The organism is Streptomyces sp. NBC_01257, from assembly GCF_035917255.1.
Taxonomy (GTDB): domain Bacteria; phylum Actinomycetota; class Actinomycetes; order Streptomycetales; family Streptomycetaceae; genus Streptomyces.
In genome coordinates, this window is sequence record NZ_CP108472.1 from 4,303,809 (window position 1) to 4,321,271 (window position 17,463).

The 17,463-nt window shown below is 73.3% G+C and carries 14 protein-coding genes and 2 pseudogenes; 4 read left to right on the forward strand and 12 right to left on the reverse strand.

Going from position 1 to position 17,463, the window contains the following annotated elements:
• Nucleotides 1-122 precede the first annotated feature (122 nt).
• Together OG408_RS18430 and OG408_RS18435 are read left to right on the forward strand one after the other, a co-directional pair.
• Nucleotides 123-980, forward strand: coding sequence for a diacylglycerol kinase family protein (locus tag OG408_RS18430; RefSeq protein WP_285567304.1), 858 nt, complete (start codon nucleotides 123-125; stop codon nucleotides 978-980).
• Between the two features lie 116 nt (nucleotides 981-1,096).
• The gene (locus OG408_RS18435; protein ID WP_326670852.1) at nucleotides 1,097-3,010 is read left to right on the forward strand and encodes a hypothetical protein; all 1,914 of its coding nucleotides are present in this window, start codon (nucleotides 1,097-1,099) and stop codon (nucleotides 3,008-3,010) included.
• A gap of 27 nt (nucleotides 3,011-3,037) precedes the next feature.
• Here the strand turns inward: OG408_RS18435 and OG408_RS18440 are convergent, their stop codons facing one another.
• On the reverse strand, nucleotides 3,038-3,601 hold the full coding sequence (locus OG408_RS18440) for a GbsR/MarR family transcriptional regulator (protein ID WP_285567308.1): 564 nt from the start codon (nucleotides 3,599-3,601) through the stop codon (nucleotides 3,038-3,040).
• Between the two features lie 106 nt (nucleotides 3,602-3,707).
• Between OG408_RS18440 and OG408_RS18445 the strand changes: the two genes are divergently transcribed.
• Nucleotides 3,708-4,622, forward strand: coding sequence for an ABC transporter ATP-binding protein (locus tag OG408_RS18445; RefSeq protein ID WP_266780182.1), 915 nt, complete (start codon nucleotides 3,708-3,710; stop codon nucleotides 4,620-4,622).
• The gene (locus OG408_RS18450) at nucleotides 4,619-6,250 is read left to right on the forward strand and encodes an ABC transporter permease (protein ID WP_326670854.1); all 1,632 of its coding nucleotides are present in this window, start codon (nucleotides 4,619-4,621) and stop codon (nucleotides 6,248-6,250) included. Before OG408_RS18445 ends, OG408_RS18450 begins: the two co-directional genes overlap by 4 nt.
• Nucleotides 6,251-6,342: 92 nt before the next feature.
• Here the strand turns inward: OG408_RS18450 and OG408_RS18455 are convergent, their stop codons facing one another.
• From OG408_RS18455 to OG408_RS18505, 11 genes and pseudogenes are all read right to left on the reverse strand, one after another.
• Complete coding sequence (locus OG408_RS18455) at nucleotides 6,343-7,578, reverse strand: cytochrome P450 (RefSeq protein ID WP_326670855.1); 1,236 nt, start codon at nucleotides 7,576-7,578, stop codon at nucleotides 6,343-6,345.
• Nucleotides 7,579-7,651: 73 nt separating this feature from the next.
• Nucleotides 7,652-7,870, reverse strand: a pseudogene (tnpA, locus tag OG408_RS18460) (IS200/IS605 family transposase); the annotation flags it as partial.
• 138 nt (nucleotides 7,871-8,008) lie between these two features.
• On the reverse strand, nucleotides 8,009-8,686 hold the full coding sequence (locus OG408_RS18465; RefSeq protein ID WP_266780185.1) for a response regulator: 678 nt from the start codon (nucleotides 8,684-8,686) through the stop codon (nucleotides 8,009-8,011).
• Complete coding sequence (locus OG408_RS18470) at nucleotides 8,683-9,987, reverse strand: sensor histidine kinase (protein ID WP_266780186.1); 1,305 nt, start codon at nucleotides 9,985-9,987, stop codon at nucleotides 8,683-8,685. The genes OG408_RS18465 and OG408_RS18470 overlap by 4 nt, the downstream gene beginning before the upstream one ends.
• A gap of 105 nt (nucleotides 9,988-10,092) precedes the next feature.
• Nucleotides 10,093-10,968: an alpha/beta hydrolase family protein gene (locus tag OG408_RS18475; RefSeq protein WP_266780187.1), complete on the reverse strand. Its 876-nt coding sequence runs from the start codon at nucleotides 10,966-10,968 to the stop codon at nucleotides 10,093-10,095.
• Nucleotides 10,969-11,068: 100 nt separating this feature from the next.
• Nucleotides 11,069-11,740 (reverse strand): SUKH-4 family immunity protein, encoded by a 672-nt coding sequence (locus OG408_RS18480; RefSeq protein ID WP_326670858.1) that lies wholly within the window; start codon nucleotides 11,738-11,740, stop codon nucleotides 11,069-11,071.
• Nucleotides 11,741-11,836: 96 nt separating this feature from the next.
• Nucleotides 11,837-13,033, reverse strand: a complete 1,197-nt coding sequence (gene kynU / locus OG408_RS18485; RefSeq protein ID WP_266780189.1) for a kynureninase — start codon at nucleotides 13,031-13,033, stop codon at nucleotides 11,837-11,839.
• On the reverse strand, nucleotides 13,026-13,874 hold the full coding sequence (locus tag OG408_RS18490; protein ID WP_266780190.1) for a tryptophan 2,3-dioxygenase family protein: 849 nt from the start codon (nucleotides 13,872-13,874) through the stop codon (nucleotides 13,026-13,028). Before OG408_RS18490 ends, kynU begins: the two co-directional genes overlap by 8 nt.
• A 158-nt stretch (nucleotides 13,875-14,032) precedes the next feature.
• Nucleotides 14,033-14,446: a DUF3151 domain-containing protein gene (locus OG408_RS18495; RefSeq protein WP_266780191.1), complete on the reverse strand. Its 414-nt coding sequence runs from the start codon at nucleotides 14,444-14,446 to the stop codon at nucleotides 14,033-14,035.
• Nucleotides 14,447-14,502: 56 nt separating this feature from the next.
• Nucleotides 14,503-16,024, reverse strand: a pseudogene (locus tag OG408_RS18500) (MFS transporter).
• Between the two features lie 176 nt (nucleotides 16,025-16,200).
• Nucleotides 16,201-17,367, reverse strand: coding sequence for a MalY/PatB family protein (locus OG408_RS18505; protein WP_326670860.1), 1,167 nt, complete (start codon nucleotides 17,365-17,367; stop codon nucleotides 16,201-16,203).
• Between the last annotated feature and the right edge of the window lie 96 nt (nucleotides 17,368-17,463).

The following is a 17,463-nucleotide window of genomic DNA, read 5'->3' on the forward strand; positions in this document are numbered from 1 at the left end:
GCCGTACGACGTTGTACGACAAGGCCTGAACCGTCGAACCGGGTGCCCCGGAATAGACGAAGCCCCTGGCGCAATAGCGCAAGGGGCTCTTGCACCAAGATGCTACCCGAGGAAGGACCGAGGTGTCGGCTGCCCAGCCCCCCGGTAACGGTGCGCCCCATTTGCTGGTGGTGATCGATCCGGTCGCCCGCCGGACGGACGGCGAGTCCGTCCGGATCGCCAAAGACGTGCTGAGCGCCGGTTCGCACGCCAAGATCTGCCTCCCCGACAACCCCGAGGAGTTCGCCCGGGCCCTGTCCCGCCGGGGCACCCGGAGGCCGGTGGTGATCGGCGACGACCGGACGCTGCGGCGTGCGGTGTCCCTGCTCCACCGGGAGCGAGAACCGGCCATGAGCGCCCTCTCGCTCATCCCGGTCGGCGCCGCGGCTGCGCTGGAACTCGCCCGTTCGCTCGGCGTGCCGATGAGCGCGGTGGCGGCGGCGCGGACGGCACTGGACGGCGTGGTGCGCCGGCTGGACCTGCTGGTCGACGACAGCGACGGCGTCGTCCTGGGCGCGCTGCGCATCCCGGCCCTGACCGGCCCACCGGGCGTCCGGACGGACCGCGCGGGCGTCACCGCGGTCTGGGACACCTGCCGCTCCCTGGTCCGCACCCTGGTCCACCCCACCCCCTCGGCACCCCCCGCACAGGCGCCCACGCACCGCCTGCGCGTCGAGGCGGACGGCGTCGTGCTGAACGACCTGGGCCGACCGGTCGAATGGGTGACGGTGACCTCGGGCTGCGGCGACGACGGCCTCGCCGAGGTGACGATCCACGCCCCGGACGGCGCCCCGGTCACCACGGAGGCCAAGGCCGTCACGGTCTCCGGCGCGGACTTCCGCTATCGCGCGGACATACAGGTCGGGGGGCCGGTACGGACCCGGACGTGGACGGTACGGGCGGGGGCCTGGGGGCTGATGCTGCCGGAGGCGGAGGGATAACCTCCGCTCCTGGGGAGAGGCCGGGGAGGTTCCGGCTGTTCCGGAGGGGTGGGGTCGTGTCGGACAGTTCGGGTAGTTCGGGTGAGGGTGGCAGACCTGCGGCGGGCTCGGGGGCGGTGAGGACCGCGGCCGGGACCGTTGGCGCGGCTCCGGTCGCGCTCGATTTCCCGGGTACCGCGGCCGGGCTGGTGCGGTACCGGGCGTCGGCCCGGCGCTGGTGCGCGGCCGGCGCCGCGGCGGTGCTCGCCGCGGTGCTCCTCGCGGTGTTCGCCGACGGGGTCGGACGGTTCGTGCGGCCGCTTGCCGTGTTCGGCACGGTGTTCCTGCTGATGAGCGCCACCATCCCGCTCCAGGCCCGCCGCATGCGCCGGGTGCTCACCGCCGGACCGTGGACGGCCCACGCCTCGGTCATCGTGCCGCGCGGCCGCAACGGCGCCGCCGTGGTGCTGAACGGCCCCGGACCGGGCGAGCTGCTGCCGCTGACGCCGTGGACGACATGGTCGCGCATGGACCTGCTGAACCGGTCCGCCGGGGTGCTGTGGTGGTGCGGCGATCCCCGTACCGGTGGGGTGCTGGCACCGCCGGGCGGTACGGATCACATCTGGGCCAAGCCGATCCGCGGCCGCCGGGCCCGCGCACTCATGGCCGGCCCGCGAGTGAGGAACCTGCTCACCCGCCCCGCCCTGTCGCCACCACAGCCCCAGCCGCAGTCACAGCCGCCCTCGCTCTCGCAGACCGATCCGAATGATGCCGGGCTGCTCGCGGGGCAGGTCCTTCCCGCCGGCACGGACCCGGCGGTGCAGGCCGGGCGACGTCGGCGGCCCTGGTGGCGCGGCACCTTCCGCTGGCTGCTGCTCGCCGGCTGCCTGATGACGGCGCTCGCCACCAGCTGGGCCGTCGCCTCGGACGACGACCCGCAGGTCGATCTGACGGTGATCGGGCAGCGGGCCGACGGGCGCTGCGACGTCCGGTGGACCGACCCCTTCGACGGACAGCCCCGCACCGGCCCGTTCCACTGCCACGGGCACACGGGCCTGCTGAAGGGCTGGGAAACCGGCTTCGTCGTCTCGTACCCGCCGTTCAAGGGGGATCTGTACGACGCGGAGTGGCGCGGCACCTCGGCAGGGACCGTGACGGACGGTGTGGGGCTGGGCGGACTGTCGCTCGCCGCCGTCGGGCTCGGGGGCGGCACGATCCGGGTTGTACGCATCCGGCGGCGGCGATACCAGGAGCACTCGCAGCCCGGGATCTACGTCCGGCGGCGAACGCCGGCCACCATTGCCATTGCCCCCGCCGACACCGCCGGCGCCACCACCTTGGCCACTGCCGCCGACGCCTCACCGGAGCCCGCACCCCCGGCCTCCTGGGCGGCCTTCGCCGCCGAGGCCGAACGGCAGGCCCTGCTGCGGGGCGCGGCCCCGGCGAAGCCGGCCACGGAGGCCCCTGCCCCGGCGCCCGCACGACCGCCGCTGACCTGGTGGCGGGTGCCGTCGCTGCGGGCCCTCTCCGGCGCCGGAACGGCGCTGGGACTCCTGGCCGTACCGTCCGCCGTCCTCGCACTGACCCTGGTCACGGACCTCGACACGGGGCTCGGGCTTGACGTGCTGGCAGTCGCCATGGGGACCTTCGGGCTCCTGGCGGCGTGGCGGGCGGTCACGTCGGGCATCCCGGAGGTCCGCCTGCTGGCCGGTGCCGCGACCGCTCCGGGACCCAGGGTTCGCCGGTACGCCCTGTTGCACGACGGCCGGGCGGACGGGCCGACGCTCGTGTGTTTCCCCGTCGGGGCCGGTGCTCTGCCCGAGGGGCTGTTGCCGCTGCGGGCACCGGGGCCCCTGAAGGATCCGTGGGCCGGGCTGCCCGCACCCACCGGCACCGTCGAACTGCGCGGCCGGTTCGACGACGGACGGTCACCGGCCGTCGCGTGGATCGACGGGCACGCCTACTGGCCGCAGAGCGCTTGGGAGGACATCGGCCCGGACGAGCACCGGGAACTGGGGACCCGCTTCGACGTCGCCTCCGGCGTGGAGTGACGAGACGGGCCGCAGGACGGGCAGGACTCAGGCGTCCCGCGCGCCCTCAGCCGTCGGCAGGTCGAGCGTTTTGCGGTGTTCCTCCCAGCGGTCCATCATCGCGCCCAGCTCCGACTGCATGAACTCGAAGAACGCCGCCGTCTCCGCGATCCTGGCGCCCGCCGGGGTGTGCTCGCCCAGGGTGCGCGCCCCGTCCCTGAGGGTCTGCTCCCAGCGGGTGAGCACCCGGTCGCGGCTGGCGAACGTGGTGTACCAGATCTCGTTGTGCAGGCGGTAGCGGTCACGGCGCGAGCCCGGGTCGCGTTCGCGGCCGACCATGCTGACCTGGGTGAGGTAGTTGATCGCGCCGGACACGGCCGCGGGACTGATCTGCAGGGCCAGGGCCAGCTCGGCCGAGGTCATGGAGGCGTCGTCGTCGGCGAGCAGGGCGGCGAAGACGCGGGAGGCCATCCGCTGCATCCCCGCCTCGGTCATCTCGGACGCGAACCGCTCCACGAACCGCGCGACCGCGTCCGGGTCCCGCTGTCCGCGCTCCCGGCCGGCGCCCCGCGGATCGCGCGCTCCCCCTGCGGACTCGCTCTCGCTGCTCATCGGTCCTCGTCCTCCCTGCTCCCTGCGTCCCCCGGTCACGTACGCCTCTGACTTTATACGCTTCCTTAACTTCACAAAATTGTGAAAGTAGCGTACGTTCAGAATCATGACGAAGGCAATCACCGTGGCCGGACTGCACAAGTCGTTCGGCCGGACGCATGCGCTGGACGGGCTCGACCTGACCGTCGAGTCCGGTGAGGTCCACGGCTTCCTCGGGCCCAACGGCTCGGGGAAGTCGACCACCATCCGGGTCCTGCTGGGCCTGTTGCGGGCCGACTCGGGTGCGGCCCAGCTGCTCGGCCGCGATCCCTGGCGCGACGCCGTGGACCTGCACCGGCGGGTGGCGTACGTCCCGGGGGACGTCACGCTGTGGCGCAACCTCTCCGGCGGCGAGGTGATCGATCTGTACGGGCGGCTGCGCGGCGGTCTCGACGAGACCCGGCGCGCCGACCTCGTCGACCGGTTCGAGCTCGACCCGACGAAGAAGGGGCGGACGTACTCGAAGGGCAACCGGCAGAAGGTGGCCCTGGTCGCCGCGTTCGCCTCGGATGTCGATCTGCTGATCCTGGACGAGCCGACCAGCGGGCTGGACCCGCTGATGGAGGAGGTTTTCCAGAGCTGTGTCGCGCAGGAGCGCGACCGCGGGCGGACGGTCCTGCTCTCCAGCCACATCCTCAGCGAGGTCGAGTCGCTCTGCGACCGGGTCAGCATCATCCGCCAGGGCCGGACGGTGGAGACCGGTTCGCTGGCCGGGATGCGTCATCTGACCCGGACGAACATCACCGCCGAGCTGCTGACCGATCCGAACGGCCTGGCGCGGCTGCCCGGGGTGCACGATCTCGACATCCGGGGCCGGCAGGTCTCGCTCCAGGTCGACACGGACCGGCTGGACGCCGTCCTCAAGTCGCTCTCCGCGTCCGGGGTCCGGTCGCTGACCAGCACCCCGCCCACGCTGGAGGAACTCTTCCTGCGGCACTACACGACGGACGCGGAACAGGGCGCGGAGGTGGCGGCGCGATGACTGCCGTGACCATGAGGACGACGGCCGGCGCCGGACGCCGGACGGCCGGGACCGGGCAGCTCGCCGGGACCTGGACCCTGCTGAGGCTCGCCCTGCGGCGGGACCGGATCATCCTGCCGGTCTGGGTGGTCGTCCTCGGCGGCTCGTTCTCCTCCGTGGGCCAATCCATCTCCTCGCTCTACGACACGGCAGGACAACGCGCGGAGCTCGCCGCGTCGATGAACGGCAACAGCTCCGTGCGGGCGATGTACGGGCCCGTGTTCGGCGACTCCGTGGGCGGGCTCGTCAGCTGGCGCATGATCGCCTTCGGGTCCGCGCTTGCCGCCGTGATGAGCCTGGTCGTCGTCGTGCGCCACACCCGCGAGGAGGAGGAGACGGGCCGTCAGGAGATGCTCTCCTCCGCCGTGGTGGGGCGCCGGGCCCCGCTCACCGCGGCGCTGCTCGCCGCGCTCGTCGCCGATGCGGCACTGGCCCTGATGATCGTGGCGGGCATGGCCGGTTCGGGTGCGGGCGGCGCCGGAGCGGTGGCCCTCGCGCTGGCCGTCGCCGGGGTCGGCGCGCTGTTCGCCTGCACCGCCGCGATCGCGGCGCAGTTCACCGAGAGCGCCCGGCTCGCCAAGGGGCTGACGGCCGCGGTGATCGGCGCCGCGTTCGTCCTGAAGGCCGCGGGCGATTCCGCGACGGACGACGGCTCGTCCGTCCTCACCTGGCTCTCCCCTCTCGGCTGGGCGGAGAACGTCAGACCGTACGCCACCGAGCGGTGGTGGGTGCTCCTCGTGATCGCCGGCGCGGTGGCCGTGCAGTGCGCCGTGGCCTACGCGCTGGCCGGCCGCCGCGACGTCGGCATGAGCTTCCTGGCGACGCGGCCGGGACCCGCCCGGGGCCGGCTCTCCACCGCCTCCGGACTCGCGGTGCGCCTCCAGCGCGGGGCACTCCTGGGATGGACGGCGTCGTTCGCCGTCGTCGGCTTCGTCTTCGGCGGGCTGACCGGCGGGGCGGCCGATCTCGTCGGGGACAACGAGAAGACCAGGGAGATCTTCGAGCGGATGGGCGGACAGTCCGGTCTGACCGATGCGTTCCTCGCCTCGATGGTCTCCGTGCTCGGCACGGTGGCGGCCCTGTACATCGTCTCCTCGGTGCTGCGGCTGCACGGCGAGGAGAGCGCCGGGCGCGCGGAGCCGGTGCTCGCGGGCGGGGTCGGCCGGATCGGCTGGGCGGCCGGCCATCTGCTCATCGCCTTCGGCGGCGCGGCCCTGATCATGACGGTCGGCGGCCTCGGCCTGGCGGCCGGCTACGGACACGAACTCCCCGCCGTGCTCGGCGCCTCTCTGGTGCAACTGCCCGCGGTCTGGCTGCTGGGCGGGGTGACGGTCCTGCTGTACGGGGCGCTGCCGAAGGCCGCCGCGGCCGGCTGGGGGCTGGTCGGCCTCTGTCTGGCGCTCGGCTGGATAGGCCCCGCCCTGGATCTCCCGCAGCCGGTGATGGACGTCTCGCCCTTCACCCACCTGCCCAGACTGCCGGGGGCGGCGGGCATGGAGTGGGGGCCGGTGGTGCTCCTCACCGCGGGCGCGGTGGTGCTGGTGGCCGGCGGCCTGGCGGCGCTGCGGCGGCGGGACATGCTGAGCTGAGGGGGCGGCCGGGCGGGGAGGAGTGGGGCGGCCCGCCCCTCCCCCGGGCGGGGAGGAGTGGGGGCGAGGCCCGCCACTCCTCCGCCCGCTCCTCAGAGCTCGACGCGCAGTTCCTTCACGCCTCGGATCACGTAGCCCGGATTCCATTCCGGTTCCGCGACCAGCCGCATACCGGGCGCCCGGCGCAGCAGTTCACCGAAGGAGGCGGTCAGTTCCACCCGGGCCAGCGGCGCCCCGAGACAGAAGTGGATACCCGCGCCGAAGGTGATGTGCGGGTTCTCCTGCCGGGACAGGTCCAGCGTGTCCGGGTCCGTGAAGCGGACCGGGTCGCGGTTGGCCGAGCCGAAGAGCAGGGCCACCTCCGAGCCGCGCGGAATGACCGTGCCGTCGATCTCGATGTCGTCGAGCACCCAGCGCTCGAACATCTGCAACGGGGTGTCGTACCGCATCAGCTCCTCCACCGCGGTGGGCAGCAGCGCGTGGTCCGCCCGCAGCGCGGCCAGCTGTTCCGGCTGGCGCAGCAGCGTCCACCAGCCGTTCACGGTGGTGTTGACGGTCGCCTCGTGTCCCGCGTTCAGCAGCAGGACGCAGGTGGAGACCATCTCCTGCTCGGTCAGCCGCTCACCCTCGTCGTGGGCGGCGATGAGCGCGGAGATCAGGTCGGTCCCCGGGTTCCCGCGCCGCTCCGCGATCAGTTCGCGCAGATACGCGGAGAAGTCGAGGGAGGCGCGGACGGCGGCACGGGCCGTCTCCTCGGACGGGTTGAGCTCGAACATGCCGCAGATCGCCGCCGACCAGGGCCGCAACGGGGCGCGGTCGGACTCCGGGATGCCGAGCATCTCGGCGATCACGGCGACGGGCAGCGGCTCGGCGACGGCGGTCAGCAGATCGCCGCCGCCCTGCGCGACGAAGTCGTCGACGAGTCCGGCGGCCAGCCGCTCGACGGTCGGGACGAGCTGCTCGACCGTGCGCGGGGTGAAGGCCTTGGAGACGAGCCGCCGGATGCGGGTGTGGTCCGGCGGCTCCAGGTCCAGCAGCCCCTGCCCGTTGAGCGTCTCGAACGGCTCGTGCGCGGCGGGCGGCGGCGTCCGGCCGAACTCCTCGTGGGTGAACCGGTGCAGATACGTCCGGCCAAGCCGTCGGTCGCGCAGCAGCGCCGACACGTCGGCGTGGTGCGGGACGAGCCACTGGTCGGTCGGCTCGAAGTAGTGCGCCCGGCCGGTGGCACGCAGCTCGGCGTAGGCGGGGTACGGGTCGGCGACGAACGCCGCCGACCAGGGGTCGAACGGGGCGGCGGGGCCGGAGTCGGCACGCGTGGGCTGGTCCATCCCCGATCTTCGCACGGAATCCCGGCTTGCAGGTCGGGCGGGACGCCATCTCGTGGCTGCTGTGACGTGATGGTCAGAGCGGACGTTTCTGCTGCTCGATGTACTGCTTGACGATGCTCAACGGTGCTCCGCCGCAGGACCCCGCGAAGTAGGACGGGGACCAGAAACGGCCGTGCATGACTGCCCGGTCGGTGCGGCCGGTGAACTCCTGGCGCAAGTACCGAGGGGAGACCCCTTTGAGGGAGTTGACCAGTTTGGACAGCTGGACCTTCGGTGGGAGGGCGGGGAGGAGTCACGGAGCGACGCTAACCGGCCACCCGTGCCCGGGCCAGCCCTACCGGGGACGGCCCTGCTAGGAGGCCGCCCTTCCAGGGCCAGCCCTACCGGAGGTCGGCCCTGGAAGGGCCGGAAGCGCCGCAAGCGTCCCGCCTCACGACGGCGTGACCAGCCGGGCCTCGTACGCGAAGACGGCGGCCTGTGTGCGGTCGCGCAGGCCCAGCTTCACCAGGATGCGGCTCACATGCGTCTTGATGGTGGACTCGGCGACCACCAGGTGCGAGGCGATCTCCGCGTTCGACAGGCCCTGCGCGATCAGGACGAGCACCTCCGTCTCGCGCTCGGTGAGATCACCGATCTGGGCAAGGGCCGGCGGGCGCGGGGCCGCGGCGAGCTTCGAGAACTCGGTGATCAGCCGCCGGGTGACCGTGGGGGCGAGAAGAGCCTCGCCGGAGGCCACCACCCTCACTCCGTCGGCCAGTTGGCGGGCCGAGGCGTCCTTGAGGAGGAAGCCGGACGCACCGGCGCGCAGTGCCTGGTAGACGTACTCGTCGAGGTCGAAGGTGGTGAGCACCAGCACCTTCGCGTCCGCGTCGGCGGCGACGATCTCACGGGTCGCCTCGATGCCGTTGAGCTCCGGCATCCGGATGTCCATCAGCACCACGTCGGGGCGGAGCGCCGCGACCTGCGAGACGGCCTGGCGCCCGTCGACGGCCTCGCCGACGACCTCGATGCCCGGCATCGCGTTGAGCAGCACCGAGAAGCCCTCGCGGACCATCATCTGGTCGTCGACGATCAGCACCCGGATCGGCGCGGCGGCGGGCGTCGTCATGACTGCTCCTTGGCGGGGGCGTCGGAGGGGGCCGGCTGCACGGGGATGAAGGCGGTGACCTCGTAACCGCCCTCCGTGGTCGCCTCGGCCGTCATCTCGCCGTTCAGCATCGCGACCCGCTCCCGCATCCCCGTGATCCCGTGGCCTGCGCCGGGCGAGGGCTTCACCGGACCGGTCGGTGGGCCGTTGACGACGCGCAGCCCGAGCCCGCCCAGCACGTAGCCGATCTCGACCTTGGCGGTGGCGCCCGGCGCGTGCCGCAGGCTGTTGCTGAGGGCTTCCTGGATGATCCGGTACGCCGACAGCTCGACGCCCTGAGGCAGTTCGCGCACCGCGCCGGTCACGGTCTTCTCGGCGGGCAGTCCGGCCTCGCCGACGTTGGCGAGCAGCCCGTCGAGCTCGGCCAGGGTGGGCTGCGGGGCGTCCGGCGCCTCGTAGTCCTCGGCCCGTACGACGCCGAGGACCCGGCGCAGTTCGGTGAGGGCCGCGACGGCGTTCTCCCGGATCGTGACGAAGGCCTGCTCCAGCTCAGGCGGCGGGTTCTCCACCCGGTACGGGGCGGCCTCGGCCTGGATCGCGACGACCGACATGTGGTGGGCGACCACGTCGTGCAGTTCGCGGGCGATGGTGGTGCGCTCCTCCAGCAGTGTGCGCCGGTCGCGTTCGACGGCGGTGACGGTGCGCTGCACGGTGACCTCGCGCTCCGCCTCCCGGCGGATCTGCACCAGGCTCACCAGGAGCAGGGCGAACGCGGAGACCACCGCCATGGCCGCCGTGGACGGCGCGGAGTCCCACCCCGCGGCGTTCTCCAGGAGCGTGCCGAACAGCACGGTCAGGCCCCACATCCAGGCCGCGGTCCGCGGCCGGGTGCGCGCCGCGACGACGACCAGCACCACCAGGTACGCGAAGAAGGCGCTCGGCCCCCACGGCCCGTCGACACCGCCGACGACCATGCTGACCGGGATGAGGGCCATCGACATCCAGAACGCCCCGACCGGCCTGACCAGCGTCATCGCGACGCACAGGGCGGGCAGCAGCCCCGACACGAGGACCCCGGCGTTGCCGGTGATGGAGAACCCCATCACGAAGGCGAACAGCGCGGATGCCAGGACCACCGCGTGCGGGGTCCACTGGGCCCGCGCCCGGAGCCGCTCCGGCAGCCGCCGGGTCAGCGGCCCGCCGGTGCGCATCGGCGGCAGCGGGCGGTAGGCGAACGCGTCATGGATGAGGTCCTGGCGCAGGCCGCCTATCGCTCCTGCGGCCATCCGGAGCTCCGGACTTCTCGTCTTGGTCTCGGTCACGCTTCCACGGTAGGGGGCGCGGCGTCCCGGGTCGTCAGCAGCGATACGGATCCTGAACCGTCCGTCGCAAGTACTACGGGGGTCCGCCGTGCCGCCGCGGCGGCGCTACCAGGCCAGCTGGGCGATCTCCTCCGCGACGACCGCGCACGCGTCGGCCGCCGGGTCGATCAGCGGGAAGTGCCCGACGTCCGGCAGCAGCGTCAGCCCCACCGTCTCGCCCTCCTTCGCCGCCGCGTCGACGAACGCCTCCGAGACGGCCTGCGGCACGGTGAGGTCGGTCGTGCCCTGCACCACGGCGGTGGCGATGCCGGTGGGCAGCAGCAGGGCCGGGTCGGCGTGCGCGCTGCGCTCGGCGAAGTCCTCCTCGCGCCCCAGGAACTGCCCGATCGCCCCCGAGCACACATCCAGGGCGACGGCCGCGGTGAAGTCCGCGATCGGGGCGAGCGCAACCACGCCGCGCAGCGCGGGCGGGCGCGGCAGCCGCCACGGCGACCCCTCCGGCAGGACGTGCCGGGCGGCGGCCCACAGCGCCAGCTGCCCGCCCGCGGAGTGCCCGGTGACGACGACCCGCCGGGCGTCCGCCGCCGGCAGCTCCCGCGCCAGCAGCTCCGGCAGCGCGTCCAGCGCCGCCGCGACGTCGTCGAAGGTCTCCGGCCAGCGGCCCGCCACGGGCCCCGAGCCGCGCTGCTGCGGGAGCTCGCTGCCCCGCCGGTACTCGACACTGGCGACGGCGAAACCGCGCCGGGCCAGGAAGTCCGCGAACGGCGACAGATGGGCCCGGTCGTACGGCGCCCGCCACGCCCCGCCGTGCAGGACGACCACGACGGGCGCACCGGTGCGCCCGTCGCGCGGGGCGTAGAAGTCGATCACCTGGTCCGGGTGGCTGCCGTAGGCGGCCGAGGTATCGGGGACGACGGCCGGATGCGAGAAGGCCGACTCGGTCTCGGCGGCGTCCCGATCACGCGCGGCAGAATCCGACATGCTGCTCCAACCGTCCCTGGTACTTGCCCAACTGGCTTGACCTGCGGGGACGGTATCAGTACGGAGACACCCCGCTGAGCCGGTGACGGGTGATCCGGCGTCAGACCCGGCCGGGCCGGGCGTAGTACCTGCCGTACAGCCCGTTCCGGATGTCACCGAAGAAGTGGACCCAGAGGCTTTCCCTTGACTCCTCCTCGGAGAAGGCCACCGGGTCGGTGCGCGCGAACTCGGCCTGGATCCCGTCGGCGAAGCGGGCCAGTTCGGCGTAGGGCGTGCTCCAGTCGTCCGCCGGTTCGCTGTCCGCCTTCAGCGCCCGCCGGTGCAGCAGTTCCAGCAGGTGCCGGAGAGAGGAGAGATCCGAGTGGACCATGCGCAGGTCACCGTCGAAGAGTTCCAGCTCGTCGGGGACGGCGTGCACCGTGCCGTCCCCGAGGTGGAGGAAGAGGTACCAGCCCTGGACCGCCCCGAAGAGCAGCAGTACGCCGGACTCCTCCTCGATCATCTCCACCTCGTCACCGAGGTCCACCACGGGGCGGCTCTCCGTCACCGCACAGCCGTCCGCAGCGAGGGCCGGCGCCAGCCAGAAGGGGCGCTGCGGAAAGCCGATGTCAGCCAGTGCGCGAAGGTCATCGGGGCGGTGCACCACATCGGCGAGGACCTCGCGCGAGGCCCGTACGTACCCGACGCGACCGCTCCCGTCCTCGCCACCGGCGTCTGCGTCTGCGTCTGCGTCTGCGTCTGCGTCTGCGTCTGCGTCTGCGTCGAAGAGCATCCGGTGCCACCCCCTGGTCGTCGGCCGTCGCTGCCGCGGCCCCGGTGCTGCCGTCCGGCGACCGGGGCGAGCCGGTCGCCGGACTGACCCGGCAGCCTACGCCGCCGGACCGGCCAGCACGTCCGCGAGGACCCGCGCCGCGCGTTCCGCGTCGGCGAACCCCACGTACAGCGGTGTGAAGCCGAACCGCAGCACATCCGGCCGGCGCAGGTCGCCGACGACGCCGCGCTCGATGAGCGCGCTCATCACGGGTGCGGCGTCCGCGCACCGCAGCGCGACCTGGCTGCCGCGTTCGGCGTGGGCCGCCGGGGTGACGGAGGCGACCCGGCCCTCGGGGGCGTACGCGGCGACACACTCAAGGAAGAAATCCGTCAGCGCCAGGGACTTGGCCCGCACGGACTCGATCCCGACCCCGTCCCAGACATCGAGGGACGCCTCCAGGGCCAGCATGGACAGGATGTCGGGCGTCCCGACCCGGCCCCGTACGGCACCGTCCGCGGGCGCGTACCCGGGGGTCATCGCGAACGGGTCGGCATGCGACGTCCACCCCGGCAGGGGCGAGTCGAAGGCCGCCTGGTGGCGCTCGGCGACGTACAGGTAGGCGGGCGAACCGGGGCCGCCGTTGAGGTACTTGTACGTGCAGCCGACGGCCAGGTCCACACCGTGCGCGTCCAGGCCGACGGGCAGCGCGCCCGCGCTGTGGCACAGGTCCCACACCGCGACCGCGCCCGCGGCGTGCACCGCGGCGGTGAGGCCGGGCAGGTCGTGGAGCCGGCCGGTGCGGAAGTCGACGTGGTTGAGCAGGACGGCGGCGGTACGCGGCCCGAGGGCGTCCGGCACGTCGGCGGGGGCGACCGGGACGATCCGGTGGCCGGTCATCCGGGCCGCCGACTCGGCGATGTACCCGTCGGTGGGGAACGTGGCGGCGTCGACCAGGATCTCGTCGCGGCCCCCGGGCGCCAGCCTGCTCGCGGCGACGACGGCCTTGAAGACGTTCACGCTCGTCGAGTCACCGACGACGATCTGTCCCGCGGCCGCCCCGACGAGCGGGGCGATGCGGTCGCCGATCCGTTCCGGCGCCGTCCACCAGCCGCTCTCGTCCCAGGACCGGATGCGCAGCTCGCCCCACTCGCGGGTGAGGACCTCCTGCAGCCGGGCGGGCACATGGCGGGGCAGGGCGCCCAGCGAGTTGCCGTCCAGGTAGACGGTGTCATCGAGGGTGAACAGCGCGCGCCGCGGAGCCAGTTCGTCGGCGAGGTCGAGCGCCTGTGCGCGCTCCTGGAGGTCAGACATGGCTGCGGGCCGTCCAGAGCTCGGGGAACACGTTCTTCGTGGCGCGCTTCTCCAGCCAGGCCACACCGGCGGAGCCGCCCGTGCCCGTCTTGGAGCCCATGGCCCGCCGGGTGGCGACGAGGTGGTCGTTGCGCCAGCGCCACACGAGTTCGCCGACGTCGGTGAGCGCCTCGCCGAGCCGGACCAGCTCGTCGTGCTGGTCCTGGTTGGCGTATATCTCCGCCCAGACGGCCTCGACCTCGGGCGACGGCTCGTACTTCTGGGTGAGGTCGCGGCCGAGCACGGCGGCCGGGATCGCGTGGCCGCGGCGGGCGAGCAGAGCGAGCGTCTCGTCGTAGAGACCCGGTTCGCCGAGCGCCTTCTCCAGCTCCGCGTGCACCCGGGGCGCGCCCCGGTGCGGCACGAGCATGGACGCGGACTTGTCGCCGAGCAGGAACTCCATCCGCCGGTACATCGCCGACTGGAATCCGGAACCCTCGCCGAGCGCGGACCGGTAGGAGTTGAACTGGGCGGGCGTGAGCTGGGCGAGTGGCGTCCAGGACGCGTTCAGCGCCTCCAGCTCCCGCACGGACCGCTTCAGCGCGTCACGCGCGACGGACAGCCGGTCCTCGCGCAGGGCGTGCGCGGCGGTCTCCCACTCATGGACGATGACGGTGAACCACAGCTCCATGACCTGGGTGGTGACCAGGAAGACCATCTCGCCGGGGTCGTCCGAGCGGAGGTGCTGGAGGTGGGTCAGGACATCCGCCTGGACGTAGTCCTCGTACGGAGTCGTTCCCGCGAAGTCGAGGTGCGGGGTCTGCGCACCGGTGGCTTCGGGGTCGGGGTGAATCGTCGACATCGCTGTCTCCTCGACACGAGCTTCCGGGTAGCGGTCCGCCCCCACCGGTCAGGTGGTGGAGCTCCGGTCCCCTGCCCGCATCCTAACGACCTCTCCCGCGAACGGCAGCGGCCCCGCGGACGGTGATCGTCCGCGGGGCCGGCAGGAGTACGGGTCGGCTAGCCGAGGGTCTCGGCGGCGGTCGGCGAGGAGTCGCGGAGGAAGGTCGAGCAGCGCTCGTACTCCTCCTGCTCGCCGATCGACTGCGCGGCGCGCGCGAGGGCGTGCAGGGCGCGCAGGAAGCCGCGGTTCGGCTCGTGCTCGAACGGTACGGGGCCGTGGCCCTTCCAGCCGGCCCGGCGCAGCGCGTCCAGGCCGCGGTGGTAGCCGGTGCGGGCGTACGCGTACGACTCGATGACCCGGCCGCCCTCGAACGCCTCGTCGGCGAGCTGCGCCCAGGCCAGGGAGGAGGTCGGGTACTTCGCCGCGACGTCGGCGGGCGCGACGTCCGCCGCGAGCAGTTCGCGCGGCCCCGGGTCGTCGGGCAGGTGGGTCGGGGCAGGGCCCCCGAGCAGGTTCTCGTGGATCGACATGGGTTCCAGTGTGCCTGGCACGGGCGCCGCCCGGGGCACCCGGTGCGCACAAAGCACTACTCGGGGGTACCGGCCGGTCGGGCGGTTCCGGGCGCGGGCTCCAGCGGGGGGCTGGTGACGCCGCAGTTCACGGTGCACTCGGGGCGTGCGGTGTCCTGTGCGGCGGCCGGGGGTGTCCGGACGGTCGCCCAGGCGATGACGGCGCCGGCCGCCAGCAGCCCGGCGCACATCGGCATGGCGCGCCGGAAGGTCGCGGCGAACTCCCCGGCGTCCCGGTAGGCCTCCGGTCCCATCCCGGCGAGCAGCGGCAGGGCGGCGACCGCGATCAGCCCGGCGGCACGGGCGGCGGCGTTGTTGATCCCGCTGGCGAGACCGGCCCGGGCGGTGTCCACGGAGGCCAGGACGGTCGCGGTGAGGGGCGCCACGAGGGTGACCAGTCCGACGCCGAGGACGGCGACGGCCGGGAGGACGTCGGTGAGGTACCCGGAGACGGTGCTCGACCCCGGCCCGACGCGCAGCATCAGCAGCATGCCCGTGGCGGCGATCAGCGGACCGGCGGTGAGCGGGATCCGGGGCCCGATGCGCTGCCCCAGCTCACCTGACCTGGCCGAGAACAGCAGCATCAGGACGGTGGTCGGCAGCAGGGCGGTACCCGCCCCGAGCGCGGAGTACCCCGCCACGACCTGGAGCTGGATCGCGGAGAGGAAGAAGAAGCCGCCGAGTGCCGCGTAGACGCAGAGGGTGACTGACGGCGGTGAACTGCCGGGACGCGAAGACCGACGGCGGCAGCATGGGGTCCGGCCGCCGCCGCTCGACCTGGACGAACGCGGCCCCGAGCAGCACCCCGCCCACCGCAGCCCCGATCACGACCGCCGATGCGCCCTGCCCCGGCGCCTCGATCAGCGCATACGTCACCAGCGCGAGCGAGAGCGCACCGAGCACGGCCCCCAGGACGTCGAAGCGTCCGTGCGCGTGCGGGTCCCGGGACTCCGGTACGTGGCGCAGGGCGACGGGCACGCAGATCGCCGCGACCGGCAGGTTGAGCAGGAACACCCACCGCCAGCCGGGCCCGTCGACGAGCCAGCCGCCCACGAACGGCCCGACGGCGGCACCGACCCCGCCGAACCCCGACCACAGGCCGACCGCCCGGGCCCGGTCGTCCGGATGGAAACTCGCCTGGATCAGGGCCAGCGACCCCGGCGTGAGCAGCGCGCCGCCGATGCCCTGGAGGGCGCGGGCGGCGATCAGCACGGTGGCGTCGGGCGCGAGCCCGCAGAGCAGCGAGGCGGCGGCGAACCACACCACCCCGGTGACGAAGACCCGCCGCCGCCCGTACCGGTCACCGAGCGCTCCCCCGAGGAGGATCAGCCCGGCGAGGGTCAGCATGTAGGCGTTGACGGTCCACTGGAGCGCGGCCATGCCGGTGCCGAGGTCCTCGCCGATGCGGGGCAGGGCGACGTTGATGACGGTGGAGTCGAGCATGGCCATGCTCGACCCGAGCACGGTCGTGAGGACGACCCAGCGCCCGGCGGTCGAGGCGACACGAAGGCCACCGGGGTCAGCTGATCTCTCCGCCATGGCCCCAGCATCAACGCCCCACCCCGGAAGGGCCACCCGGCACACTGAACCCCTGCCGCCCACTTCAAAAATCAAGCCCCTCCGGCGATTGAGGAGCGGGGGTCCGGGGGCAGCGCCCCCGAAACCGGCCGCGCCCCACACTGCCCGCACCGCACCACCACCCCACCACCCCGCGGCTACGCCGCGCCCCGCACCGCCTCCACGCCCCGGATCAACGCCTCCACCCCCGCCACCACCTTGCTCCGCGCACACCCCACATTGAGCCGCACGAAGCCCTCCGCCCCGTACACACCCCCCGGCATCACCGCGACCCGCTCCCGCTCGATCAGCACCCGCTGGAGCGCCTCGTCGTCCGCGACACCCGCCCTGCGCACGTCGATCCACGCCAGGTACCCGGCCTGCGGCGGCTCCCACCCCAGCTCGGGGAACGCCGCGTTCAGCCGCTCCGCGACCAGCGCCAGGTTCCCGGCGACGTACTCACGCACCGCGTCCAGCCATGCCCCGCCCTCCCGGTACGCCGCGATGTGCGCGGTCAGCGAGAGGACCGCCGGGGAGGCGAGACCCTCCGCGGTCTCCATCCGGCGCAGGTACTCCGTCCGGTCCTCGGCCCGGCCGATGATCCCGTACGAACCGGTCAGCGCCGGGAAGTTGAACGACTTCGAGGCGGAGGTGATCAGCGCCCAGCGCCCGTCACCCCCCACCCGCGTCCACGGCACGTGCGCCCGCCCGTCGTGCACGAAGTCGGCGTGGATCTCGTCGCTGATCACGGCGACCCCGTGCCGCGCGGCGAGCGACGCCATCTCCGCGAGCTCCGGCTCCGTCCACACCCGCCCGGACGGGTTGTGCGGCGAGCAGACCACGAGGACCCTGCTGTCCTCCCGCGCGAGCTCCCGCTCCAGCGCGTCCGTGTCCCCCAGCGGCACGCCCCGCAGCTCCCGTCCGAGGCCGGTGATCGCCTTGCGGAAGCCGTCGTACGTCGGGGTGTGCAGGACCACGCCGTCGCCCTCGGCCGTCCACATCTGGAGCAGCTGCGAGAACTGGCTGAGCACCGAGGGCCCGTACACCAGCCGGCCGGTGTCGATCGTGGTGCCGTACCGGGTCGCGAACCAGTGGGCCACCGCCCCGCGGAAGTCGTCGTGCCGCCAGTCCGTGTAGCCGAAAACGCCGTGGTCGAGCCGGGCCCGCAGCGCGGTCAGCACCTCGGGGGCCGTCGCGAAGTCCATGTCCGAGATGGTGAACGGCAGCAGTCCGTCCACGCCGAACCGGTCCGCGACCCCGTCCCACTGCACGCACCAGGTGCCGCGGCGGTCGATGACGGTGTCGAAGTCGTAGGTGGTGCTCACAGCTGTTCCTTCATCTCGTGCGGGCGGGGCACGGACATGCCGTGGGCCCGGCACCCCAAGGGGTACCGGGCCCACGCAGACATCCGTACGGACGGA

What these genes read in the sequence shown, in the direction of transcription:
- OG408_RS18465 (WP_266780185.1), bottom strand. Translation starts at nt 8,686, where the DNA reads ATGACGACGCCCGCCGCCGCGCCGATCCGGGTGCTGATCGTCGACGAC.
- OG408_RS18445 (WP_266780182.1), top strand. Translation starts at nt 3,708, where the DNA reads ATGACGAAGGCAATCACCGTGGCCGGACTGCACAAGTCGTTCGGCCGG.
- OG408_RS18475 (WP_266780187.1), bottom strand. Translation starts at nt 10,968, where the DNA reads ATGTCGGATTCTGCCGCGCGTGATCGGGACGCCGCCGAGACCGAGTCG.
- OG408_RS18495 (WP_266780191.1), bottom strand. Translation starts at nt 14,446, where the DNA reads ATGTCGATCCACGAGAACCTGCTCGGGGGCCCTGCCCCGACCCACCTG.
- OG408_RS18440 (WP_285567308.1), bottom strand. Translation starts at nt 3,601, where the DNA reads ATGAGCAGCGAGAGCGAGTCCGCAGGGGGAGCGCGCGATCCGCGGGGC.
- kynU (WP_266780189.1), bottom strand. Translation starts at nt 13,033, where the DNA reads ATGTCTGACCTCCAGGAGCGCGCACAGGCGCTCGACCTCGCCGACGAA.
- OG408_RS18480 (WP_326670858.1), bottom strand. Translation starts at nt 11,740, where the DNA reads ATGCTCTTCGACGCAGACGCAGACGCAGACGCAGACGCAGACGCAGAC.
- OG408_RS18455 (WP_326670855.1), bottom strand. Translation starts at nt 7,578, where the DNA reads ATGGACCAGCCCACGCGTGCCGACTCCGGCCCCGCCGCCCCGTTCGAC.
- OG408_RS18490 (WP_266780190.1), bottom strand. Translation starts at nt 13,874, where the DNA reads ATGTCGACGATTCACCCCGACCCCGAAGCCACCGGTGCGCAGACCCCG.
- OG408_RS18450 (WP_326670854.1), top strand. Translation starts at nt 4,619, where the DNA reads ATGACTGCCGTGACCATGAGGACGACGGCCGGCGCCGGACGCCGGACG.